The sequence below is a fragment of the Vibrio sp. 1557 genome (genome assembly GCF_033340175.1).
Lineage (GTDB): Bacteria > Pseudomonadota > Gammaproteobacteria > Enterobacterales > Vibrionaceae > Vibrio > Vibrio alginolyticus.
On sequence record NZ_JAWOVZ010000025.1, the window covers coordinates 1 to 23,785 of the forward strand.

Here is a 23,785-nt window from a genome sequence, read left to right on the forward strand (position 1 = left end):
TAAGGCATTCTTATGTCCTCGGCGCTAATTATGGGATGAACTATGAACCAGTTATCAGAGAGTTACAAGGCGAGATTAATCAATCTACTGCCAAGTTGCGTCGCGTTTTTTAAGTATCTTCTTAAGCGATTAACGCATGACCGTGTGAATGTGAACGCGGGCTATCTTGCCTACATTACCTTGTTATCCATCGTGCCAATGCTGACGGTATTGTTATCAATATTGTCGAAATTTCCCGTTTTTGCGAACGTTGGTGAGGTGCTGCAAGGCTACATTATTGAGAATTTTGTGCCAGCTTCTGGAGAAGCTGTACATACGGCATTACAGGAATTTGTGGCGAATACGGGCAAAATGAGCGCGGTTGGCGGTGGGTTTTTATTCATCGCAGCGGTCATGCTGATTTCCAACATTGATAAGAACTTAAACTACATTTGGCGAGTTAAAGACAAGCGCCGTTTAGTCTTTTCATTCTCTATGTATTGGATGGTACTCACGTTAGGGCCGATCATGGTCGGTGCGAGTATTGCGGCGACGTCGTACGTGACTTCGCTGCAAATTTTAGAGAACGAGACATTATCTGGTGCGTTTAATTTATTTCTGCGTTGGCTACCGTTGTTGCTGTCCTTTTTTGCTTTTCTTGGCTTGTATATTCTAGTGCCGAATAAAAAAGTACACCTCGCTCATGGTGCCATGGGGGCAACAGTCGCCGCGATACTGTTCGAGTTGAGTAAAAAAGGCTTTGCGCTTTACATCACTCAGTTTCCGTCTTATCAGCTCATCTACGGCGCGTTAGCGGCGATTCCTATCTTATTTGTTTGGGTGTATTTATGCTGGATGATCGTGTTATTGGGGGCGGAAGTTACGGCTGCGCTTGGTGAGCGAGAGCACTGGAGTGAAGATTTAGACATGATACACTCGACCGCTGAATCTCAGTTAACAGATGAAGGAAGCGAGAGTAGTGATAGCGCTAATTCAACGAGTCAGTGAAGCGGCCGTCCGCGTGGATGGTGAAGTCGTAGGAGAAATTGATCGTGGTCTGCTGGTCTTATTGGGCGTAGAGAAGGACGACGATGAAGCTAAAGCAAAGCGTTTAATGGAGCGTGTTACAACCTACCGTGTGTTCGAAGATGACGAAGGCAAGATGAACCTGAACGTTAAACAGGTGGAAGGTAAAGTGCTGGTGGTTTCTCAATTTACGCTGCCTGCGGATACAAAAAAAGGCACGCGAGCTGGCTTTTCTCGCGGTGCGCATCCTGTTGATGCAGAGCGCTTGTATGATTACTTTTCTGACTTGTGTGAAGAAGTCTTACCCACACAGCGTGGCCGCTTCGCTGCCGATATGAAAGTGTCCTTGGTGAATGACGGTCCTGTGACGTTTTGGTTGCAGGTCTAATCTGGTAACACAGGCGCCATAGTCTAAGCTTTAACTCCAAGCTCATGGAATTGGCTTGGAGTAATTTTTCCGACACTGATTAGTGTTGTGCTTTCAAAGGATTGATATGTTCAAACTCATTACTCCCAAAACCGATAATCAGATAAACAAGTATTATCAGTTTCGCTGGCAACTGCTTCGTGAGCCATGGCGTATGCCGATCGGCTCAGAGCGCGATGAATACGACGAAATGAGTCATCACCGCATGATTGTTGATGGTCGAGGTCGTCCTATGGCGATTGGCCGTTTATACATTACGCCGGACAATGATGGCCAGATCCGCTATATGGCGGTTAAAAATAATCGCCGTAGCAAAGGGATGGGTTCGCTGGTTTTGGTTGCACTAGAGTCGTTAGCACGCCAGGAAGGAGCGAAACGCTTGGTGTGTAATGCCCGTGAAGATGCCATCGCCTTTTATGAAAAAAATGGCTTTGAGCGTCGAGGTGAGCTGACCGATGAGCGTGGCCCTGTGCGCCATCAGCAAATGGTGAAGCAACTGGATCCGATGGCCAATGTGTTACGTCGCCCTGAATGGTGTACTGAGCTTCAACAGCGCTGGGAGCAACAAATCCCAATTAGCGACAAAATGGGGATCAAGATTAACCAGTACACGGGTTACCAGTTTGAATGCTGTGCGCAGCTTAATCCTAACCTTAATCCGCATAACACCATGTTCGCTGGGTCAGCTTTTACCTTAGCAACCCTGACAGGGTGGGGGATGACGTGGCTGCTGCTTAAAGAGCGTGGGCTGCACGGTGATATTGTGTTGGCCGACAGCTCGATTCGCTATCGTCAACCAGTCGAACAAAACCCCGTGGCGAGTACTTCGTTGGATGGGATCAGTGGTGACCTAGACCGATTGGAGTCGGGACGCAAAGCACGCATCGTTATTCACGTAGTGATTTATAGTGGTGACACGCCAGCTGTTGATTTTGTCGGTACCTATATGCTGATACCGAACTACTCGCAGTTACTCAGTTGCTGATGGGGTAAGCGCCGACTGATCTGCTGGGCGCTTATCTGTTTCACCTTCTTGCTCTGTCGGTGAGAGGGTTTGTTCTGCTGCGGAATTCGTGTCGGGTACTTCATCTTCTTCGATAACTTCTTCGTAAAGCTCTTCCTCTTGAGTCTCCAAATTGATGTTATCAATTACGATTGGCTGCTCGATGGAAGGTTCATTTTTCTGTGGAGTCTCAATATCAGTAGGCTCGGCCAGTTTTGATGCGTTCACGCACTCATTACGGTGGGTTTCGCCACTTAGTAGATCGCCTTCAATGTTTCCGCACGACTCTTCCAATTGATAAGTAATGCCACTTAGCGGGTTGTTGGCCATATCAAATGTTCCCCAAACCTTACCACTTATGGCTTTTCCTGAGATGGTGACCGGCTTTATGGCAACTTCCCCTCGTTGCGCGCTTAAACGCAGTGGACTTAAGGTAATGGCTTTGAGCGAATGATCCGCTTGGGACTTCAAGCGGGTATCTCGGAGATTGGCTTCCACTTCACCCGATAAGCTGTAGGCCAGCATGTTGCGATCACCTGATAACCCTTGTAGATCGAGGCTGAGATCGGAAAAACCATCAATAGCCAGTGTGTCGGGTAAAAAATAATCGTGGAAGAGCGATAAGGGAATACCATCAGCATTGACGTTGAGCGCCCAAGGTTGGCTCGGGGTACTCAAATCTATTTGTCCGATGCCTTCTACGTAGCCTTGCTCGAGTGGCGCAAAAAGGCGAGTCAATTGCCAAAAGCCATCTTTGCTTTGCATGGCAAGTGCTGCGTGAGACGTGAGTATTTGGTCATAGCTGGCGTTGACAACGCTGACTTCCAATTCGCCTTGCCAAAGGCCCCAACGTTGAGCCGACTGTTTAATATCAAGCTGTTGCCCTTCGATATTTAAACCGGAAAGTTGCCAATAAGGTTCGTGAGATAGCTGGATAATTTGGCTGCGCTCAATGTCGAGTCGTTCGATTGCAACATGCTCTAACTCGCTGGTGGCGGCGTGCCACCAATTTAGGTTGTCTTCTGGCTGTGTTGCCCACTTGAGGCCTTGAATAGAGGCTTCTTTGAGCTTCCATTGTGTTGGCGTGAACAATCCAGAAACTTGCACTCGACCTTGCTGCCAATCTAAGCTGAGCTCGTTGAGCTGGATTGTTCCTGGCTCGATAGCGGCACTCAAACGTGGCTCTATTGCGGTTTGCTGCTGGAATCGAACGCTATCCGCCTGCAATGACACTTGAGCTTTTGTCTTCCAGAGAGACAGTGGCAGTGTGGCGTTTTCCACAGAAAGATCCAAGTTCTGCCAGTGCCAGTCGCCCCATTCAATATCGGCGTTAAGCAAATCTAAGCTATTAATATGATTAATGCTAAATGGTAGATCGTGCCAAGGTTTTGCAAGCAGTGATTGGCGCTGCGTATTACTCAGTTTCAGCTTGTTGATGGTCACATTTACTAAAGACCAGCCTTGAGGATACTGCTCCCCTTGCCCAGATATTTGACTGTTACGCCAGTTAAAAGAGGTGCCATAAAGCGTACTGTCTTGCGGTTTGTAGTCTATATCGACTAAGACTTGATTAAAGGCTTCGCCATTCCAATAGAGTTGGTCGGCCGCAAGTTGAACTTCGCCATATGGTATTAATTGACCATTCCATTGTGGTGATTGAATTTGAAGGTCAATGCCATTGGCAGAGAACTGCTCGTCGGCGTAATCAATATTTTTGAGCGCGATTTGATGGAATAAAACGTTGTCTAAAGGTGGGAGCTTTGGTGCGCCATACTGCAAGCTCATACCATCAATCAATAAACTATCAACGATCCATTTACCATCGCGATAAACATCGGGATTCATCCATAAATCGACTTGCTCGATGTAAGACGCATTGTCTCCGCTGGTGTTCACGCGTTGTAAAGTTAGGTGATAGGGAAAGCCATAACGCACGCTTTCGGCCCGGAAGGGAAGAGAAAAGGTGTTTGACAGCAAGCGCCAGGTTGCGTCCGCGTAAGATGTTGTTAGCAGCGCAATCGTAGCGGCCGGAATGGTAACTAAGATAACCAGTAACAGAAGTAGAACTCGACGCGCTGTTTTCATCTTTGCTAGAACCTACGTGTGTTATTAAATAAAACTAGATAGGCTTTAGCTTGTATCAATATTCTGTGGTATTCAATAAAAAGCCCCTCAAAAGAGGGGCTTGAAGCAATTTTTGTAACTTGGCCTACGTAAAGGTGATAAGTTAATGCCAACTTTTCACTGAGTTTACGCGACGTCGCTGTTACTCGATTTAATCAATCTGAGGACCAGCCGCAACCAGAGATTTACCTTCAGCGTTGTCTGTGTACTTATCAAAGTTATTGATAAAGCGCGCTGCTAAATCTTTCGCTTTGCTTTCCCACTGAAGTGGGTCAACGTACGTGTCGCGAGGGTCTAGAATGCTTGGATCCACACCTGGTAGTGACGTTGGTACTTCAAGATTGAAGATAGGAATGTGCTTAGTTGGTGCATCTTCAATCGAACCATCAAGAATTGCATCAATAATTCCGCGTGTATCTTGAATAGAGATACGTTTGCCAGTGCCGTTCCAACCAGTATTCACTAGGTAAGCCTCAGCGCCCGCTGCTTCCATGCGTTTAACCAGTACTTCTGCGTATTTAGTTGGGTGAAGCGTTAGGAACGCCGCGCCGAAACAAGCAGAGAAAGTTGGTGTTGGCTCAGTAATACCGCGCTCTGTTCCCGCTAGTTTGGCGGTAAAGCCTGATAGGAAGTGGTACTTAGTTTGCTCGGGTGTCAATTTAGATACTGGAGGCAGTACGCCAAATGCATCGGCTGATAGGAAGATCACTTTATTCGCGTGACCGCCTTTTGATACTGGCTTAACGATATTATCGATATGGTAGATAGGGTAAGAAACACGTGTGTTTTCTGTTTTCGAACCATCATCAAAGTCGATAGAGCCATCGCCACGTACTGTTACGTTTTCTAGCAGTGCATCACGACGAATTGCGTTGTAGATGTCCGGCTCCGCTTCTTTCGAAAGTTTGATGGTTTTTGCGTAACAACCACCTTCGAAGTTGAAGACACCGTCATCATCCCAGCCGTGCTCATCATCACCAATTAGCGCACGTTTAGGATCAGTCGACAGGGTCGTTTTACCCGTACCAGATAGACCGAAGAATACCGCTACATCGCCATCTTTGCCCATGTTAGCGCTACAGTGCATTGATGCGATGTCTTTTAGTGGAAGGAAGTAGTTCATCATGGCGAACATACCTTTCTTCATTTCACCGCCGTACCAAGTACCACCGATAAGTTGCATGCGCTCAGTTAGGTTAAATACGGTGAAGTTTTCTGAGTTCAGGCCTTGCTCTTCCCATTTTGGATTAGTGCATTTTGCGCCATTCATTACTACGAAGTCTGGTTCAAATGTCGCTAACTCTTCTTCTGTCGGGCGAATAAACATGTTTTTAACGAAGTGCGCTTGCCATGCGACTTCTGTGATAACACGAATGCTCAAACGTGTATCTGGGTTTGCACCACAGTAACCGTCAACAACAAACAAGCGTTTGTTAGAAAGCTGGTTTGTGACCAGTTCTTTTAGCTCGTCCCACACTTCAGGAGTGATTGGTTTGTTATCATTTTTCACTTGATCAGACGTCCACCACATATGTTCTTCTGTCGTAGCGTCTTTGACGATATATTTATCTTTTGGTGAGCGACCAGTAAAGATGCCAGTGTCAACGGCAACCGCACCTAGTTCAGTAACCACGCCGCGCTCATAACCGGTTAGGTCTTCACGCGTTTCTTCCTCAAACAACATTTCGTAGCTTGGGTTGCGAATAACCTCTTTTACGTTATGCAGTCCGTGCTTGGTTAGATCAAGTGTTGCAGCCTTAGTATGTTCCATAACGGTCATAGGTGCTCCTTATAAGGATTTTGTAGGGATTTTGTAAGAATGTTTTAATTTTAATCTGCTCACCATGCTAGCAACGGGGCGGGGAGAAAACAGGGAGATAGCTCAAAATTTACCCATGATTTCAATAAGGTTTTAGGTAACCCGTCACATATTGGTGGGAATAGTCTATCGTGCACGCAATCCTTTGCGCTAGGGCAAAATCATTATTAATTGTTTAAAATTAAGCAGTTGTTTTATTACGCTTGAGGCTAGTTATTACGAGGGGTTGATCACAAAAAGGCCAGCATTAAGCTGGCCTTTTGTAGGGTAAATTACGTGCTTGATAAGCTATGTAAATTAATGCAGGGTTTTCTTGTCTGTAGAAGCTTGTGCATACAGTTCAGTGACTTCAGATTCGTCGAACGTATAAGTTGTGCCACAGTAATCACAATGTAAAGAAACTGATCCAACTTCTGCCAAAATGTCATAAATTTCAGCTTTCTCAACGGTGATGATTGCTGCACCGCTACGCTCACGAGAACAGCCACAATGGAACTCGACAGGTTGCGGCTCGTACAGACGTACTTTGTCTTGGTTATATAGTCGATACAATAACTCGTTCGCTTCTAAACCAAACAATTCTTCATCTTTTACTGTATCAGTGAGCTGCTCTAGATGTTCGAAATCATCTGGAGAGCCAGTGCCGTCAGGGATCACTTGAATCAACATACCTGCTGCGTGTGCTTTGCCTTCATGCTCACCAGTGCGGATCCATAGGCGCGTTTTTAACTGCTCTGAGTTTGCAAAGTAGCCTTCTAGCACTTCTGCTAAAGTGTCACCTTCTAATCCAACGACGCCTTGGTAACGCTCGCCGTTTTTCGGTTCGATGGTGATCACAAGGTAGCCCTTACCCATTAGATCGTGAATGTTTGCGTCATCGGCAACATCGCCTTCCCAGCGAGCTACGCCACGAACACGTTGGTTATGGTCACCGTTGATAACGGCAAGAGACACAGGACCGTCGCCTTGTAGCTGGATGGTGATCGAACCTTCGAACTTAAGAGTGGCAGTTAAAAGAGTAGTTGAAACGAGTAGCTCACCCAGCAGTTTCTCTATTGCTGCCGGATATTCCTTGCTGGAGATAACACGTTGGTACGCTTCATCCAATTGTACCAACTCGCCACGTACTGAAAGATCTTCGAATAGGTAGCGGTTTAAAACATTATTTGCCATGGAGTGCTTTCCTCGTTGGTAATTCCGGCTTTTATTGGTGTTTGAACTTAATGATGTCTCTGCGCTGCTTTTTATCTGGGCGGCGTTCCGGACTTGGGTTGTGGGCATTAAGCTTACGTTGAGTCGCGTGTTCCTCACGTTTCGCGATACTCTCATTGGTTTCGCGATATAAGGTTTGTGCGATGGGAGCGCCTCGGCGTTGATCTGAGATTTGTTCGATGATCACGATTTTTTCTTCGTTGCCTTGACGAAGTCTGACTTCAGCGCCCACTTCAACGATTTTACTCGGCTTGCTTCGTTGGCCATTATAGTGGACTTTACCGCCATCGACCATGTTACGCGCGATGGAGCGGGTTTTGTAAAATCTTGCGGCCCATAGCCATTTATCTAGCCTAACGGCTTCATTTAGGGAACTCATAGAACACTACGCTATCTAATCACTGCCCGAATACGGCAATGAGTGATGGATTATTCACCTACAGATGGAGTCAAGGCGTATTTTTTTCAAGGGAGTTGGCAAAAACTGCATAAGAAAAAGGTATGAAAGACAACTTGTGATATAGTTCACTGCTCTTTGTTGAGTAATAATTTTATTGCAAATTTAGCAATTTAAAGTCGATAGCTATCGTTATAGCTTAAATGACGGACGTTAGAATAAAGGAATCCATTCAGTGAAACGTTTAGAGCTAAGTGCAGGATTATCAAGCAGACCGCTACTGGCTCAGATCAAGTCCAATCATTATACCATTCAAGCCAAACTTAGCTTGTTGCTTACCTGTCTGTTTATTGCGATAACCGGATGGATACTTGGCAAAATTGTGTGGTTAGCCATACCTCAATCGTCGGAAGTGCCGCAATGGCGTCCATCGGCGAGTAGCGTTGCTGCGAGCAATAAAGGCGACGCGATAGATTTTAATGCCCTTCAGAATGCCAACCTATTCGGTAAATACACTGAGCAAAAAGCGGCGGTTGTAGAACAGCCTATTGTTAAAGACGCCCCTAAGACGCGCCTTAACCTTACGCTGGTCGGTGCGGTTGCAAGTAGTGATGCCAACACCAGCCTTGCTGTTATTGCTAACCGAGGTAAGCAAGCTACGTACGGTTTGGGTGAAGAAATCGAAGGGACACGTGCGACACTAAAAGCGGTATTGGTGGATCGCGTCATCATTGATAACCAAGGTCGAGACGAGACCTTAATGATGGAAGGTATAGAATATAAGAAGCTATCTGAATCGCCGCAGGTAGCTAGGGCGCAAGCTCAGCGAGCAGAAGCAGCGACGTCTGACGTTGGAGAGAAATTAGAGCAAATCCGCGAGGAAATTGCGAAAGATCCACAAAGCGTTTTTAAATACATCACCATTTCACCCGTCAAAAAAGACGGAGACATTGTTGGCTATCGAGTATCACCTGGTCGTGATGCCGCATTATTTAATGATGTAGGGCTACAACCTGGCGATATTGCGGTTCAACTGAACGGGATCGATTTAAGTGACCCGTCTTCTTCAGTACAACTGATGCAAGTGATGAGCGATCCGCAAGAATTAAATTTAACTGTTGAGCGAGACGGCCAACAGTACGATATCTATATCCAATTGTAAGACTTAGGCAACCGGCGTAAGTTCAGGGAGACATACGTGAAACATTGGTTCAGCAAAAGTGCTTGGCTACTAGCAGGAAGTTTACTCTGCGTACCAGGTGCAATGGCAAACGAATTTAGTGCGAGCTTTAAAGGCACTGATATTCAAGAATTCATCAACATAGTGGGTCGTAACCTCGAAAAGACCATCATTGTTGATCCTTCAGTACGCGGTAAAATCGATGTCCGCAGCTATGACGTTCTTAACGAAGAGCAATACTACAGCTTTTTCCTTAATGTCCTTGAAGTATACGGTTACGCAGTCGTAGAAATGGACAATGGGGTACTTAAGGTTATCAAAGCAAAAGACTCAAAAACCTCAGCAATCCCTGTGTTAGGTGATGGCAGCGCGCAAGGCGATAGTGTTATCACTCGAGTTGTCGCGGTGCGTAATGTGTCGGTTCGAGAGTTGTCTCCTCTACTTCGTCAGCTGATTGATAATGCCGGTGCCGGTAACGTGGTTCATTATGATCCAGCGAATATTATCTTGATTACTGGTCGTGCGGCAGTAGTGAATCGCTTAGCAGAGATCATCAAGCGTGTTGACCAAGCCGGTGATAAAGAAATTGAATTGGTGGAGCTGCGTAATGCATCTGCTGCTGAAATGGTACGCATTGTCGAAGCACTGAATAAAAGTGCGAATCAGAAAAGCACGCCAGAGTTCCTTGAACCTAAAATTGTGGCCGATGAACGTACTAACGCGATTTTAATTTCTGGTGATCCAAAAGTAAGAGCCCGCTTGAAACGTTTGATTCGTCAACTTGATGTTGAAATGGCGACAAAAGGTAACAACCGAGTTGTGTACCTGAAAAATGCGAAAGCTGAAGACTTGGTGGATGTATTGAAAGGTGTTTCCGATAACCTGCAAGCTGAAAAGCAAGCCGGTCAGAAAACATCAGGTGCATCGCGTGGTGAGGTCGTCATTGCTGCTCACGCTGCAACTAACTCGTTAGTTTTAACAGCGCCGCCAGATATTATGATGGCATTACAAGACGTCATTTCTCAACTCGATATTCGTCGTGCTCAGGTTCTTATTGAAGCGTTAATTGTCGAAATGTCTGAAGGTGATGGTATTAACCTAGGTGTTCAGTGGGGTTCGTTAGAAACGGGTGCTGTAATTCAGTACGGTAACTCAGGAGCCCCGATTGGTCAGGTGATGGTTGGTCTAGAAGAAGCAAAAGATCAAACCCGAACTGAATACTATACCAACTCTAATGGCGAACGAACGCCATATGATGTTACTGAATCAGGTGACTACTCTACGCTAGCGTCAGCACTTAGCGGAGTAAATGGTGCGGCAATGAGTATTGTCATGGGTGACTGGACAGCGCTAATTAGTGCTGTTGCTTCTGACTCCAACTCAAACATTCTATCTTCTCCGAGTATTACCGTAATGGATAATGGCGAAGCATCATTTATTGTGGGTGAAGAGGTTCCGGTTATTACGGGCTCTACGGCTGGCTCAAACAACGACAACCCATTCCAAACGGTTGACCGTAAAGAAGTCGGTATCAAACTCAAAGTAGTGCCACAAATTAACGAAGGTGACTCTGTACAGTTAAACATTGAACAAGAAGTTTCCAACGTATTAGGCGCAAACGGTGCGGTTGACGTTCGCTTTGCTAAACGACAGTTAAACACCTCTGTCATGATCCAAGATGGTCAGATGTTGGTTCTTGGTGGTTTGGTCGATGAACGCGCACTTGAAAGTGAGTCTAAAGTGCCGCTATTGGGTGACATTCCGGTACTTGGCCATCTGTTCAAGTCAACTAGCACGCAAACAGAAAAACGTAACTTGATGGTGTTCATCAAGCCGACGATTATTCGCGATGGTGTGACGGCCGACGGTATTACGCAGCGTAAATACAACTTTATTCGCGCAGAACAGCTTTACAAAGCGGATCAAGGTTTGAAGTTGATGGCTGACGAGAAGATCCCGGTTATGCCTGCCTTTGGCCAGGAGCGTCAGCACCCAACAGAGATTCAAGCGTTTATTGATCAAATGGAAAACAACTAATGGTTGATATGTTAGACACAGCGCCAAGTATGCGTCGTCTGCCATTCAGTTTTGCCAACCGCTTTAAACTGGTGCTGGAGACAGAGCATCCTGAGCGTCCACCTATTCTTTACTATGTCGAGCCGCTTAACCCTGCGGCTCTGGTTGAAGTCCGTCGTGTATTAAAGAAAAGCTTCGTACCGCAACCTATCGATAAAGAAGCCTTTGATAAAAAGCTGACTGAAGCATATCAACGCGACTCGTCTGAAGCGCGTCAGTTGATGGAAGATATTGGTGCTGATAGCGATGATTTCTTCTCTTTGGCTGAAGAACTGCCGCATGATGAAGACTTATTAGAATCGGAAGACGATGCGCCAATCATCAAATTGATCAACGCCATGTTGGGCGAAGCGATCAAAGAAGGTGCGTCGGATATTCATATTGAGACGTTCGAGAAAACCCTTTCGATTCGTTTCCGTGTCGATGGCGTATTGCGTGAAGTCCTGACTCCAAGCCGTAAGCTAGCGCCTTTGCTAGTTTCTCGTGTGAAGGTTATGGCTAAACTAGATATCGCAGAAAAGCGTGTGCCTCAAGATGGCCGTATTTCGTTGCGTATCGGTGGTCGTGCGGTGGACGTGCGTGTATCTACGATGCCGTCCTCACATGGTGAGCGCGTGGTAATGCGTTTGTTGGATAAAAACGCGACTCGTCTTGATTTACATAGTTTGGGCATGACACCTTCAGTGCATGACAACTTCCGTCACTTGATTGGCCGCCCTCACGGTATCATCTTGGTGACGGGCCCGACAGGTTCTGGTAAATCCACCACCTTGTACGCTGGCTTGCAAGAGATCAATAGCAACGAGCGCAACATTCTAACGGTTGAAGACCCGATCGAATTTGATATTGATGGCATCGGTCAAACTCAGGTGAACCCAAAGGTCGACATGACTTTTGCGCGTGGTTTGCGTGCCATTCTGCGTCAGGACCCGGATGTGGTGATGGTCGGTGAGATCCGTGACTTAGAAACTGCACAAATTGCAGTGCAAGCGTCCTTAACGGGTCACTTGGTAATGTCTACTCTCCACACCAACACCGCAGTGGGTGCGATTACGCGTCTACGTGATATGGGTATTGAGCCATTCCTTATTTCTTCTTCGTTATTAGGGGTGCTAGCGCAGCGCTTAGTTCGAACGCTTTGTCCAAGCTGTAAAGAGCCGTATGAAGCCGATGCTGAACAGAAGAAACTGTTTGGTATGGAAGCGCATGAACCACTAGAGCTACACCGTGCTAAAGGCTGCGAAGCGTGTAACCAAAAAGGTTACCGAGGTCGAACAGGTATCCACGAGCTCATTATGGTCGATGAGCAAGTGCAAGAATTGATTCACCGAGAGTCTGGTGAGCAAGAAATTGAGAGAGCCGTTCGCGCCCATACGCCAAGTATTCGCAGTGATGGTCTAAGCAAAGTACGTCGTGGTATTACGTCACTTGAAGAAGTGATGCGAGTGACGAAGGAAACCTAATGGCGGCATTTGAGTACAAAGCGCTAGATGCAAAAGGCAAGCATAAAAAAGGCACGATAGAAGGGGACAACGCCCGACAAGTGCGCCAGCGACTCAAAGAGCAAGGGATGATCCCGATTGAAGTGGTTGAGACGAAAGCTAAATCGGCTAAGTCTTCAGGCTCAGTCAGCTTTAAGCGCGGCATCTCAACATCTGAGCTGGCACTCATCACACGTCAATTGTCCACGTTAGTCCAATCAGGCATGCCTCTGGAAGAATGTTTGCGCGCGGTCTCTGAGCAGGCTGAAAAGCCGAGAATTCGTTCTATGCTGGCTGCGGTTCGCTCGAAAGTAACCGAGGGTTATCCGCTCGCCGACAGTTTTGCTGATTACCCACACGTGTTTGATGAACTGTACCGCTCTATGGTTGCGGCGGGCGAAAAATCAGGTCACCTCGATACCGTATTAGAGCGTTTGGCAGACTATGTCGAAAACCGCCAAAAGATGCGATCTAAATTGCTTCAAGCCATGATTTATCCTGTAGTTTTGGTGGTATTCGCGGTTGTCATCGTTTCGTTCTTATTGGCGACAGTGGTTCCTAAAATCATTGAACCCATCATTCAGATGGGCCAAGAGTTACCTCAATCGACGCAATTTTTACTGGCAGCCAGTGAGTTTGTGCAAGATTGGGGGCTGATTATTTTCGTTGTGCTGGTGGCGCTTTTCTATGGCCTCAAACTGGCGTTGCAAAAGCCAGACTTTCGCTTAGCTTGGGACAGAAAAATCTTGAGCTTACCGCTAATAGGTAAGATCTCTCGAGGTTTGAATACCGCACGATTCGCACGAACACTTTCGATCTGTACTTCCAGTGCTATTCCAATTCTCGAGGGTATGCGCGTTGCGGTAGATGTTATGTCTAACCGTTATGTGAAGCAGCAAGTCTTGCTTGCAGCGGATAACGTCCGAGAGGGCGCTAGTTTGCGTAAGGCGTTGGACCAAACTCGCTTGTTTCCACCAATGATGCTACACATGATCGCCAGTGGTGAGCAAAGTGGTGAATTAGAGAGCATGTTGACGCGGGCAGCCGATAACCAAGATCAAAACTTTGAATCAACAGTCAATATTGCTCTGGGTGTGTTTACTCCTGCGCTGATTGCATTAATGGCTGGATTAGTGTTGTTCATTGTGATGGCGACCTTGATGCCAATGCTAGAAATGAATAACTTGATGAGCGGATAATTTCGAATTAAGACGTGTCTACTAACGGCATGGCTTTAATCTAACTTTCGGAGAAAAAAATGAAGTTTAAGCGTAGTAAACAACAGGGTTTTACACTTTTAGAAGTGATGGTTGTTGTCGTTATCCTGGGTATTTTGGCAAGTTTTGTTGTTCCAAACCTATTGGGTAACAAAGAGAAGGCAGACCAACAAAAAGCGATTACGGACATTGTCGCGTTGGAAAATGCCTTAGATATGTACAAGTTGGACAATAGCGTTTATCCAACAACGGACCAAGGTCTAGAAGCATTGGTTAGCAAGCCATCTAACCCAGAGCCACGCAACTACCGTGATGGTGGTTACATCAAACGTCTTCCTAATGACCCTTGGGGCAACCAGTACCAATACTTAAGCCCAGGTGATAACGGTACAATCGATATCTTCACTCTAGGCGCAGATGGCCAAGAGGGTGGAGAAGGTCCAGCTGCAGATATTGGCAACTGGAACATGCAAGACTTCCAATAATTGAGCCTAAGCCAGCACTAATGAAACAAATGCGAAAACATAACGGTTTTACATTGATAGAAATTCTATTGGTGCTGGTTTTGCTATCTCTTACGGCTGTGGCCGTGATCTCGACGTTACCGACTAGCCAAAAAGATCTTTCCAAACAGTATGCTCAAAGCTTTTTTCAGCGTTTACAGCTGCTCAATGAAGAAGCGGTGCTGAGCGGTAAAGATTTTGGCGTTCGAGTGGATGATGCCAAATCGACCTACGCTCTACTGAGTTTAACCTCAGAAGGTTGGCAGCCTCTGAAATTAAAGCAGATTCCGAGCAAAACCAAGCTAGAAGAAGATATTACGCTACAACTCGAGCTCGGAGGTGGTGCTTGGGATAATGATGAGCGCTTATTCAAACCAGGTTCTCTTTTTGATGAAGACATGTTCGCAGAAGAAGAGGACGAAAAGAAAATTGAGCCACCGCAAGTGTTTATATTTTCCAGCGCCGAAGTCACGCCATTTACCCTGTCTTTTTTTCCGCAAAATGGTGATGCCTTTAATGACGGTTGGCGAGTCATTGGCAAAGAAAGTGGACAAATTTTGTTATTAGCTCCGGGCGAAGAAGTGAAAGAGGATGAGAATGCGCAATTTTAAGCAAGCTCACCCAAATTTGAGTCATCGCCGGACGAGAGGCATGACCTTACTGGAAGTATTGGTCGCACTGGCAATTTTCGCCACCGCTGCCATCAGTGTCATTCGCTCCGTGAGCCAGCATATTAATACAATCAGTTATTTAGAAGAAAAAATGTTTGCAGCCATGGTTGTGGATAATCAGATGGCAAATGTGATGTTGAATACCGGAGAACTCAAAGCGAAAAACGGCACAGAAGAGCTGGCAGGACGCACTTGGTTCTGGAAAGTCACGCCAGTCGCCACGACGCAGCCATTGCTGAAAGCATTTGATGTGAGCGTCTCGGTAGAGAAAAGCGCGAGCCCTGTAGTAACGGTACGAAGCTATGTGGCGCAATAATAATCCCCGCGCAAATACGCGCCAAAGGGTAAAAGGTTTTACACTTATTGAAGTGTTGGTATCGATTGCCATCTTTGCCAGTTTAAGTGTCGCTGCGTACCAAGTGGTATCGCAAGTACAGCGTAGCAATGCGCTATCACAAGAACGAACCCAACGCTTAAACGAAATTCAGCGTGCCATGGTGATGATGGATAACGATTTTCGTCAAATGGCGATGCGTCAAACACGTACTAATGGTGAAGAGCCTGCTAGCCGGCTAATTTTTTGGTCCGATTACCTGTTGGACTCCGATACCAAAGGACTGATGTTTGCCCGTTTAGGTTGGCACAACCCTCAGCAGCAGTTCCCTCGTGGAGAAGTAACCAAGGTTGGCTATCGCTTAAAAGAAGAAACACTGCAGCGAGTATGGTGGCGCTATCCTGATACGCCGGTTGGGCAACAAGGTACTGTTACTCCATTGCTAACGCAGGTCGAGTCATTTGATATGCGTTTCTATGATGGTAAGCAATGGAAAAAAGAGTGGGCTGAAGAAAAAGCGCTGCCGAAAGCGGTTTCTGTTGTTCTAACTCTCAAAGACTATGGAGAAATTACCCGCACTTATCTCACTCCTGATGGCACATTGAGTCAGAAAGAGGAAAGTTCAGGAGACAGCAATAATGGTTAACCGTCAGCGCGGTGTTGCTTTGATTATAGTGTTGATGTTGCTGGCGATTATGGCGACGGTTGCCGCCAGCATGTCGGAACGTTTGTTCTTGCAGTTTCAGCGAGGCGCTAATCAAATCAATTACCAGCAAGCGTACTGGTACAGCCTTGGCGTCGAGGCGCTAGCAAAAGTGGGTATCGAACAAAGTTATAAAGACACCGATACGATTAATATGAGTCAACCGTGGGCGATAAAAGAGCAAGTCTATCCGTTAGATTATGGTCAAGCGGCGGGACGAATTAGAGACAAGCAAGCGTGCTTTAATCTAAATGTATTGAGTCGTGTGCAACCAACGGGTCAGCAAATTACAAGACCATATTTAGTGAATGTATTGCAGCGCATATTAGAAGAGTTGGATGTCGAGCCATATCAAGCAGAAATCATTGCAGACTCTACTTGGGAATACATTGATGCTGATGACTCTGTCCGTTCGACTACTGGGGTTGAAGACAGCACATATGAAGCGATGAAACCTTCCTATTTGGCATCAAATGGTTGGATGGCAGATGCTTCCGAGTTACGGGCTGTCTATCAGGTGAGTGGTGAAATTTTCCAAAAATTGGAGCCGTTGGTCTGTGCATTGCCAAGTGATGACTGGCGTTTAAACGTGAATACGATTGATGTTGAGCAAGCTCCGATTTTGGTGGCAATGTTCTCACCAAACTTAAGCAGTAGTGATGCGATTCAGCTAATTGAAAAACGCCCATTTGATGGGTGGGATAGCATTGATGAATTTTTAGCAGAGTCAGAAATGGCTGGCTTAAGTGAAGATGTAAAGAAAAACGCCAAAGGCTATTTGGGTGTAGATAGCGCCTTTTTTGAATTGGATGCACAAGTGTTGGTGGATGAATCACGTGTACGTATCCGAAGCCTTTTGCAAAGTACAAATAGAGAAACGGTGACCGTAGTTCGCCGTCGTTTTGGAGGGATCAGTGAGCGAGTTTCTGACCGTTCGGCTGAGTAGCGAACAACAAAGTACCATTCCTTGGGTGGTGTGGTCGACAGATCAACAGGAAGTGATTGCTAGCGGTGAAATCGCCGGGTGGGAACACTTAGATGAATTGGTCTCATATGCTGGTCAGCGCCAAGTTGTGGCGCTGTTGGCGAGTAATGATGTAGTCCTGACGCAAGTGGATATACCACCTGGTGCAACACGCCAATTCGAGGCGATGTTACCGTACTTAGTGGAAGACGAAGTTGCTCAGGACGTTGATGGCCTGCACTTTAGCGTGTTGGGTAAACAAGCGGATAAAGCGCAGATTTGCGCAGTTGAACGTGCTTGGATTCAGACTGTACTGCAACGTTTCTCAAGCCAAGGTATCGCCATTAAACGCATTTTACCCGATGTGCTTGCGTTACCGGTTCGTGGAGATCACAGCAGTGCTGCAATGATTGGCGAGCAATGGCTAATTCGTCACTCTGCGACAGAGGGCGCGGTTGTCGACGCTTCTTGGTTAGACCTTTACCTCTCTTCTTATCTACAAAATCATGAAGGTTGGAAGCTCGATTGCTTTAGCTCGGTCCCGGAATCTGCGTTACCTGAAATATGGGATCCGCAACCAGAAGAAATGACGATGGCTTTACTGGCGAAGGGGGTGACAGAAAGCAAAGTCAATTTGCTGACTGGGAGCTTCAAGCCGAAATCTTCTTGGGGTAAATACTGGAAGCTCTGGCAAAAAGCCACCATTGCTGCGGGGGTGCTTATCGTCGTTATGGTTGCGCAGCAGTTGCTCGTGGTCCATAAGTACGAAGCACAAGCTCAAGCGTATCGTGAGGAGAGTGAGCGTATTTTCCGCCAGGTGTTCCCAAATAAACGACGCATTCCTACCGTTAGTTACCTCAAACGACAAATGGATGATGAAGAGCGCAGCTTATCTGGTGGAAGTGGTCAGCAGGCAATGTTGTCATGGTTGGCGGCATTACCCGCGACGCTTGGTCAGGTCAGTGACTTGGAGATCACTAGCTTTAAATACGACGGACAACGTGGCGAAGTACGTATTCAGGCTCGTAGTTCAGACTTCCAACCTTTTGAGCAGGCTCGTGTGAAATTGGCAGAGAAGTTTAATGTTGAGCAAGGTCAGTTGAACCGTAGCGATAACGTTGTGGTTGGCAGCTTTGTTTTGAAGCGTTTGTGAGGTGATGATGAAAAATTTAATTTCTCAAGCTCAGGTTTGGTGGAGCAGCATCTCGCAGCGTGAGCAGCGTTTGGTCATGGGATGTGGCGCAATTGTCGTTATCGGTATTATTTATTGGGGTTTATTACAGCCAATGAGTCAACGTGCGGAGCTAGCTCAGTCACGTATTCAAAGTGAAAAGCAGTTGCTAGCTTGGGTACAAGATAAAGCGGATGGCATCACTGCACTGCGAAAAAGCAGCGGTGTGAGCTACTCTAGTCAACCGTTGAATCAGTTGGTTTCTTCTTCAGCTCGTCGTTATAAAGTTGAGTTGATTCGAGTACAACCTCGTAATGAGAGCGTTCAAGTGTGGATCAAACCACTCGCGTTTAATCAACTAGTGGATTGGTTACGTTACTTGAAAGAGCAACAGGGTATTGAAGTCGAATTTTTAGATATCGACCGAACAGAGCAAGCGGGCATGATCGATGTAAACCGCCTTCAGTTTAAGCGAGGTTAAGGTGAAGCGAGCAGTACTTTACGTTGTTATCTTTATCGTCTTTTTTTCAGTCAGTCTTTTAATGGGATTACCAGTCTCTTGGGTGTTACAACAAGCACCAACAGTGAGAGGCCTGGACATTCAAGGAACCAACGGTTCGGTATGGCAAGGTCAAGCTTCTAGTATTCGTTGGCAGCGCCAGAACCTTGGAGAAGTTAATTGGGATTTCCAATGGTCGAGTCTACTGACAGGTAAAGCTGAGTTTGCTGTGCGCTTTGGTCGTGGTAGTGAAATGGACGTTCGTGGGCGCGGTTCTGTCGGCTATAGCTTAAGTGATGGCCCTTATGCCAAAAACTTAGTTGCCTCGATTCCGGCGGTAAAAGTTGTTGAGCAAGCGCGCCTCCCTGTGCCTGTTGGTGTTGATGGGCAGCTTGAGCTGAATATTCGTCATGCGACTTATGCTGCGCCTTGGTGTAAGGACGGTGAAGGCACTTTAGTATGGAATGCCAGTGGTATTCAAAGTCCCGTTGGCAGCTTAGATCTCGGTCCTGTGATTGCCGATATAAACTGTCAGGATAGTGTATTGACGGCAACTGGTGAGCAGAGCAGCAAACAAGTCTCTGCGGCGTTTTCCGCTGAACTGATGCCTAATCAACGGTACTCAACCAAAGCGTGGTTCAAACCTGGTGCAGAGTTCCCATCCAGCATGGGGGAGCAACTGAAATGGTTGGGTAAGCCGAATGCTCAAGGTCAATATGAGTTTAATTACCAAGGGCGCTTCTAACCTATCGTGACAAAATCCAATATCTTAAAAGAGCTGCTATTGTGCAGCTCTTTTTGCTTTTGGATCATCGTAAGCTAAAACCTCTATTCGCTGTACATTGGGAATGAATGGAAATTTAAAGCCATGATTTTTAATTGATTTGTTTTCTTTCGTTCAGATTTACAGGCAATTGGAACATAGTAGGCCAAATACTCCAAGTGCTGTACAGAAGGTCAAAAAGAAAAGGCCACGAAGATATTCGTGGCCTTTCTATTGCTAGAATTTTGTGCTCTAAATTTTACCGATAGGGCGCTTAATCTTTGCGTTGTAAAATCTCATTCCAAGGTAAATCCGCATCACCAAGAACAATAAAGTTCGGGTTTTCTAGTGTTTCCCGCTCGTTATATGACAGCGGTTCTAATTGCGTGCTGAGAATACGTCCGCCAGCTTCTTCAACAATGCATTGTGTCGCAGCGGTGTCCCACTCACCTGTTGGACCTAGTCGGAGATAGCAATCTACCGCCCCTTCCGCGACGAGGCATGCTTTCAATGCTGCAGAACCGAGCGGTATTAAGTCGTAATTCCAGGCGCTGCTCATACGGTTAGTAATACGATTGATGTCTTGGCGACGACTAATAGCAATTGCGATGCTTTGCTCTGGCTGTTCGTGTTTGTGTGTATGGATTTTGACGCTGTCCGACATGTCGGGAATTTTCCAGGCGCCTTTGCCATTATAAGCGTAGTAAGTCACGCCAGATACAGGGCCGTAAACGACGCCCATGGTTGGTCGATTGTTGTCGACCAACGCAATAATAGTGGCAAAGTCACCACTGCGAGCGATGAATTCTTGAGTACCATCAAGAGGGTCGACTAACCAATAACGTTCCCACTGAGCGCGTTGCTCTAAGCTTATGTCTGCGTCTTCTTCTGACAACACGGGAATGTCAGGCGTCAGATCACTCAAGCGTTCAGTGATGAACTTGTGAGCTGCAATATCCGCACTTGTTACGGGAGTTTCGTCACTTTTGGTGTAGGCCTCGTATTGCTTCTTTTCATATATTTCGAGGATCATTTGCCCAGCACTGCGGGCAATCTCGATGACTTGAGGAAGTAGGTGAGATAGATCTTTTGTCATTGGCATAAGTGATAGTCCTTACTCACAGTGTTATTCGGTTCTAATGACCGTTATTGGTTATGCTTGTGAGTGGTGTTTGGTAAGTGTTTCAGTGCCAACATTAGCGCTGTGATGCTTCGTGCTTCACAGAAATCCATGTGAGTTAATAACTCTTCGGCTTGCGCAAGTGGCCAACGCACAATTTCCAGTGGTTCAGGCTCATCGCCTTCTTGCTTCTCTGGATAAAGCGCCTGTCCTAAAAATAGAGTCATTTTGCTCGAAAAGTAAGATGGCGCGAGGATAACTTGTTTCAACGGGGTTAACTGATTACAGCCAAAGCCGATTTCTTCTTTTAACTCACGATCCGCAGCTTGGTGTGGTGTTTCTCCTGGGTCAATCAGCCCTTTTGGGAAACCTAGCTCGTAACGTTCAGTTCCAGCGGCGTATTCACGCACCAGTAATAAATCGCCTTGTTCTGTTACAGGGACTACCATTACAGCATCTCGTCCACTTGGCTTCATACGCTCATAAGTACGATGCTCACCATTGGAAAAACGAAGGTCGAGCGCTTCCACAGCAAACAGTTTGGATTTTGCAACCGTCTGGCATGAGAGTATCTCTGGTGGGGTTCGTTTCGGCATGACGCTGGCTCCTTGGTGTCGTTGGCGTTTACGAGATGCGTAAGATTCTTAATATATGAGAACTCCGCCTGAGTTTCTAGCGGATTTTACGAGTCGAGCTAAGCATCTCAGCATCACCTCAGTATCGATACAAAAATGGGAGACCGAAGCCTCCCATTTTCTGACAGTGTTTACTCTTAGTAGTAAGAGTGATCACCACGGTCATGTTCTGTAGCATCACGAACTGCGGTTAGTTCACCAATGAACTGGTTTAGCAGCTCTTTCTCGATGCCTTCTTTTAGTGTTACGTCAACCATAGAACAGCCATTACAACCGCCACCAAATGCAACAATCGCAACACCGTCTTCAGTGATCTCAACCAAGTTTACGTGACCACCGTGGCCAGCAAGTTGTGGGTTCACTTGAGTTTGGATAACGTACTCAACGCGCTCAACCAGTGGTGCGTCGTCCGCAACTTTACGCATTTTAGCGTTAGGTGCTTTTAGCGTTAACTGAGAGCCCATTTTATCGGTAACAAAATCGATTTCAGCGTCTTCAAGGAATGGCAGGCTTAGCTCATCAACGTAAGCTGAAAAACCGCTGTAAGAGAGTTCAGTGTCGGTCGATTCTACTGCTTCTGGTGGACAGTAAGACACGCCACACTCAGCGTTTTGTGTACCTGGGTTCACAACGAAAATACGAATGTTAGTGCCTTCAGGTTGTTGACCTAAAAGGTTAGCGAAATGCGTTTGCGCAGTTTCTGTAATAGTAATATTTGACACGACGAATACCCGAGTAAATTTGTAGGTTACTGCTGCTATTCTACTCTTGTTGACGTATGGGTCTAGTCTTTTTGATGCTAAGGCATGGCGAAGCGATCTAGAGAGAACGAGGAGCAGGTGTTCTGCAGATGCAGTAAATATCGATGCTTTCTACGCCAACTTCAAGTAGTAAATGACATAATTGTCGGACGGTACTGCCTGTGGTGACTACATCATCGACGATGGCAACATGGGAAGAGTGAGGGCGCTTATTGAGAATAAACGCGCCTTTTAAGTTTTGTTCACGGCTTGTTTTGGTATTACCACGCTGTGATTGGGCGAGCTTTACTCGACGAAAGACCTTCGCATCAAAATTAGTCTGCAATTGCTTGGCGAGGTGTCGGGCTAAAACATCACTTTGATTAAAACCCCGGCGCAGGTAACGCTGCCAGTGCAATGGCACACTGGTAATGATTGGAGCTGGCGTGGTGATGCGCTGTTCCAGTTGCTCGGTTAATGCTTTTACATGCCAAGACTCTCCGTGATCTTTAAAGCGTTGTACTTCCCGTGAAAGGGGAAAGTCGTAATCGCCTAACGTGTATAGCCTTTGCCATGGCGGTGGCTTTGAAAGACATTCACCACAAATACTATCCGTACTCATTTCTTCTTTCTGTAATGATAAACCGCAGCGTTGACATCGTTTTACCGGAGTTAGGTATTTTAAACAGTGCTCGCACCAGCGCAGAGTATTTGTGTGGCTTGGTGTTTGAATAGGGAACCGACACAGGCCGCATTGACTGCTCAATACGCGATGCATGATGTTTTGCCAGTGATGAGATAACATAGCGTTTATTCATGGTGATATTTTACTCAGCCTAACGCTTGGCTGAAGCCGTAGGGAATAAAATAAGTGGGAGAGATTGAGAGCATGAGCACGAAATTACACTGGCAGTCATTTGGTCAGGGACCAGATTTGGTGTTACTTCATGGTTGGGGCATGAATGGTGCGGTATGGCAGCAGACAGTCGAGTCTCTTCAACCTTATTTCCGAGTTCATGTGGTTGACCTTCCGGGGTACGGACATAGCGCCGAATCTCATGCTGAAGATTTAGACCATATTGCTAACCTGGTGGTGCAAGGTGCGCCAGAGAAAGCGATTTGGCTTGGTTGGTCCCTCGGAGGTTTAGTGGCGACGCATGTGGCGTTAAATATGCCCGAGCGCGTGGCTAAGTTGATTACGGTTGCCAGCTCACCAAAATTTGCCGCAGAAAAACCGTGGCGCGGCATTCAACCGAATGTACTGAGTGCGTTCACCTCTCAGTTGCTAGAAGATTTCTCACTGACCATTGAGCGCTTTATGGCGTTGCAAGCGATGGGCAGCCCATCAGCGCGTAAAGATGTTAAACAGCTCAAGCAAGCGGTACTATCGCGCCCTCAGCCAAACCCTGAATCGCTGTTGGTTGGGCTAAACATCCTTGCTGATGTGGATCTGCGCGATGCGTTGACGTCTCTTTCTGTTCCAATGTTGCGTCTTTATGGCCGTTTAGATGGGTTGGTGCCAATTAAAGTAGCTAACGATTTGAGTGAACAGTTGCCTCATACCCAGCAGTTTGTTTTTAATCAGTCCTCTCATGCGCCTTTTATCACCGAACATGACGAATTTTGTGTTCAAATCCGAGAGTTTGCTCACGATTGAGCAAGTGCGAACGGAAATACCTCAAGTTGTTTAAAAAGTGGTCGATATAAAGGCTGGTGAGGTTTTATTAGCCAATAAAGCTAA

At 46.4% G+C, this 23,785-nt stretch carries 24 protein-coding genes; 16 read left to right on the plus strand and 8 right to left on the minus strand.

The window, feature by feature from the left end; all coding sequences use genetic code 11:
- Positions 1-42 precede the first annotated feature (42 nt).
- The 3 genes from R7070_RS20730 (at position 43) to R7070_RS20740 (ending at position 2,417) form a co-directional block, all read left to right on the plus strand.
- Positions 43-987, plus strand: a complete 945-nt coding sequence (locus tag R7070_RS20730) for a virulence factor BrkB family protein (RefSeq protein ID WP_085569732.1) — start codon at positions 43-45, stop codon at positions 985-987.
- Positions 959-1,393: a D-aminoacyl-tRNA deacylase gene (dtd, locus tag R7070_RS20735; RefSeq protein WP_005379282.1), complete on the plus strand. Its 435-nt coding sequence runs from the start codon at positions 959-961 to the stop codon at positions 1,391-1,393. Before R7070_RS20730 ends, dtd begins: the two co-directional genes overlap by 29 nt.
- A gap of 106 nt (positions 1,394-1,499) precedes the next feature.
- The gene (locus tag R7070_RS20740; RefSeq protein WP_005379283.1) at positions 1,500-2,417 is read left to right on the plus strand and encodes a bifunctional GNAT family N-acetyltransferase/hotdog fold thioesterase; all 918 of its coding nucleotides are present in this window, start codon (positions 1,500-1,502) and stop codon (positions 2,415-2,417) included.
- Here R7070_RS20740 and R7070_RS20745 read toward each other — a convergent pair.
- The 4 genes from R7070_RS20745 to hslR all read right to left on the minus strand — a co-directional run bounded on the left by R7070_RS20745 (position 2,403) and on the right by hslR (position 7,969).
- Positions 2,403-4,520 carry an AsmA family protein gene (locus R7070_RS20745; RefSeq protein ID WP_256900490.1) on the minus strand — a complete coding sequence of 706 codons (2,118 nt, stop codon included), beginning with the start codon at positions 4,518-4,520 and terminating at the stop codon, positions 2,403-2,405. The genes R7070_RS20740 and R7070_RS20745 overlap by 15 nt on opposite strands.
- Before the next feature lie 190 nt (positions 4,521-4,710).
- Complete coding sequence (pckA, locus tag R7070_RS20750; protein WP_017820689.1) at positions 4,711-6,339, minus strand: phosphoenolpyruvate carboxykinase (ATP); 1,629 nt, start codon at positions 6,337-6,339, stop codon at positions 4,711-4,713.
- Between the two features lie 336 nt (positions 6,340-6,675).
- Positions 6,676-7,551 carry an Hsp33 family molecular chaperone HslO gene (hslO, locus tag R7070_RS20755; protein ID WP_005379290.1) on the minus strand — a complete coding sequence of 292 codons (876 nt, stop codon included), beginning with the start codon at positions 7,549-7,551 and terminating at the stop codon, positions 6,676-6,678.
- 31 nt (positions 7,552-7,582) lie between these two features.
- Entirely contained in the window at positions 7,583-7,969 is a 387-nt protein-coding gene (gene hslR, locus R7070_RS20760) for a ribosome-associated heat shock protein Hsp15 (RefSeq protein ID WP_005379292.1), read from the minus strand.
- A gap of 253 nt (positions 7,970-8,222) precedes the next feature.
- On the opposite strand from hslR, the gene gspC reads away from it, so the two are divergent.
- From gspC to R7070_RS20820, 12 genes are read left to right on the plus strand one after another with little or no spacing between them, the layout of a single operon-like run.
- Positions 8,223-9,149 carry a type II secretion system protein GspC gene (gene gspC / locus R7070_RS20765; RefSeq protein ID WP_005379294.1) on the plus strand — a complete coding sequence of 309 codons (927 nt, stop codon included), beginning with the start codon at positions 8,223-8,225 and terminating at the stop codon, positions 9,147-9,149.
- Positions 9,150-9,185: 36 nt separating this feature from the next.
- Positions 9,186-11,204, plus strand: a complete 2,019-nt coding sequence (gene gspD / locus R7070_RS20770) for a type II secretion system secretin GspD (protein ID WP_005379295.1) — start codon at positions 9,186-9,188, stop codon at positions 11,202-11,204.
- The gene (gspE, locus tag R7070_RS20775; RefSeq protein WP_005379296.1) at positions 11,204-12,706 is read left to right on the plus strand and encodes a type II secretion system ATPase GspE; all 1,503 of its coding nucleotides are present in this window, start codon (positions 11,204-11,206) and stop codon (positions 12,704-12,706) included. The genes gspD and gspE overlap by 1 nt, the downstream gene beginning before the upstream one ends.
- Positions 12,706-13,923, plus strand: a complete 1,218-nt coding sequence (gene gspF / locus R7070_RS20780; protein WP_005382993.1) for a type II secretion system inner membrane protein GspF — start codon at positions 12,706-12,708, stop codon at positions 13,921-13,923. The genes gspE and gspF overlap by 1 nt, the downstream gene beginning before the upstream one ends.
- A 59-nt stretch (positions 13,924-13,982) precedes the next feature.
- A complete protein-coding gene (gene gspG / locus R7070_RS20785; protein WP_005379298.1) occupies positions 13,983-14,426 on the plus strand; it encodes a type II secretion system major pseudopilin GspG in 444 nt (147 codons plus the stop codon).
- Positions 14,427-14,455: 29 nt separating this feature from the next.
- On the plus strand, positions 14,456-15,055 hold the full coding sequence (locus R7070_RS20790; RefSeq protein ID WP_017635010.1) for a prepilin-type N-terminal cleavage/methylation domain-containing protein: 600 nt from the start codon (positions 14,456-14,458) through the stop codon (positions 15,053-15,055).
- On the plus strand, positions 15,042-15,431 hold the full coding sequence (gene gspI, locus R7070_RS20795; RefSeq protein WP_017820691.1) for a type II secretion system minor pseudopilin GspI: 390 nt from the start codon (positions 15,042-15,044) through the stop codon (positions 15,429-15,431). The genes R7070_RS20790 and gspI overlap by 14 nt, the downstream gene beginning before the upstream one ends.
- Complete coding sequence (gene gspJ, locus R7070_RS20800) at positions 15,418-16,095, plus strand: type II secretion system minor pseudopilin GspJ (RefSeq protein WP_017820692.1); 678 nt, start codon at positions 15,418-15,420, stop codon at positions 16,093-16,095. Before gspI ends, gspJ begins: the two co-directional genes overlap by 14 nt.
- On the plus strand, positions 16,088-17,098 hold the full coding sequence (gspK, locus tag R7070_RS20805; RefSeq protein WP_017820693.1) for a type II secretion system minor pseudopilin GspK: 1,011 nt from the start codon (positions 16,088-16,090) through the stop codon (positions 17,096-17,098). Before gspJ ends, gspK begins: the two co-directional genes overlap by 8 nt.
- Positions 17,067-18,269, plus strand: a complete 1,203-nt coding sequence (gene gspL, locus R7070_RS20810) for a type II secretion system protein GspL (RefSeq protein ID WP_085569730.1) — start codon at positions 17,067-17,069, stop codon at positions 18,267-18,269. The genes gspK and gspL overlap by 32 nt, the downstream gene beginning before the upstream one ends.
- 7 nt (positions 18,270-18,276) lie before the next feature.
- Positions 18,277-18,768 (plus strand): type II secretion system protein M, encoded by a 492-nt coding sequence (locus tag R7070_RS20815; protein WP_085569729.1) that lies wholly within the window; start codon positions 18,277-18,279, stop codon positions 18,766-18,768.
- A gap of 1 nt (position 18,769) precedes the next feature.
- Positions 18,770-19,531, plus strand: a complete 762-nt coding sequence (locus R7070_RS20820; protein ID WP_085569728.1) for a type II secretion system protein N — start codon at positions 18,770-18,772, stop codon at positions 19,529-19,531.
- A 292-nt stretch (positions 19,532-19,823) separates the two neighbouring features.
- Here the strand turns inward: R7070_RS20820 and cysQ are convergent, their stop codons facing one another.
- From cysQ to R7070_RS20840, 4 genes are all read right to left on the minus strand, one after another.
- Positions 19,824-20,651 (minus strand): 3'(2'),5'-bisphosphate nucleotidase CysQ, encoded by an 828-nt coding sequence (gene cysQ, locus R7070_RS20825; protein ID WP_005379308.1) that lies wholly within the window; start codon positions 20,649-20,651, stop codon positions 19,824-19,826.
- Positions 20,652-20,695: 44 nt separating this feature from the next.
- A complete protein-coding gene (nudE, locus tag R7070_RS20830; protein ID WP_005379309.1) occupies positions 20,696-21,265 on the minus strand; it encodes an ADP compounds hydrolase NudE in 570 nt (189 codons plus the stop codon).
- Between the two features lie 176 nt (positions 21,266-21,441).
- Positions 21,442-22,026 (minus strand): Fe-S biogenesis protein NfuA, encoded by a 585-nt coding sequence (nfuA, locus tag R7070_RS20835; protein WP_005379313.1) that lies wholly within the window; start codon positions 22,024-22,026, stop codon positions 21,442-21,444.
- A gap of 97 nt (positions 22,027-22,123) precedes the next feature.
- Positions 22,124-22,849, minus strand: coding sequence for a phosphoribosyltransferase family protein (locus tag R7070_RS20840; RefSeq protein ID WP_256900489.1), 726 nt, complete (start codon positions 22,847-22,849; stop codon positions 22,124-22,126).
- A gap of 84 nt (positions 22,850-22,933) precedes the next feature.
- Between R7070_RS20840 and bioH the strand changes: the two genes are divergently transcribed.
- Positions 22,934-23,701 (plus strand): pimeloyl-ACP methyl ester esterase BioH, encoded by a 768-nt coding sequence (gene bioH / locus R7070_RS20845; RefSeq protein WP_005384724.1) that lies wholly within the window; start codon positions 22,934-22,936, stop codon positions 23,699-23,701.
- The last annotated feature ends 84 nt before the right edge of the window (positions 23,702-23,785 follow it).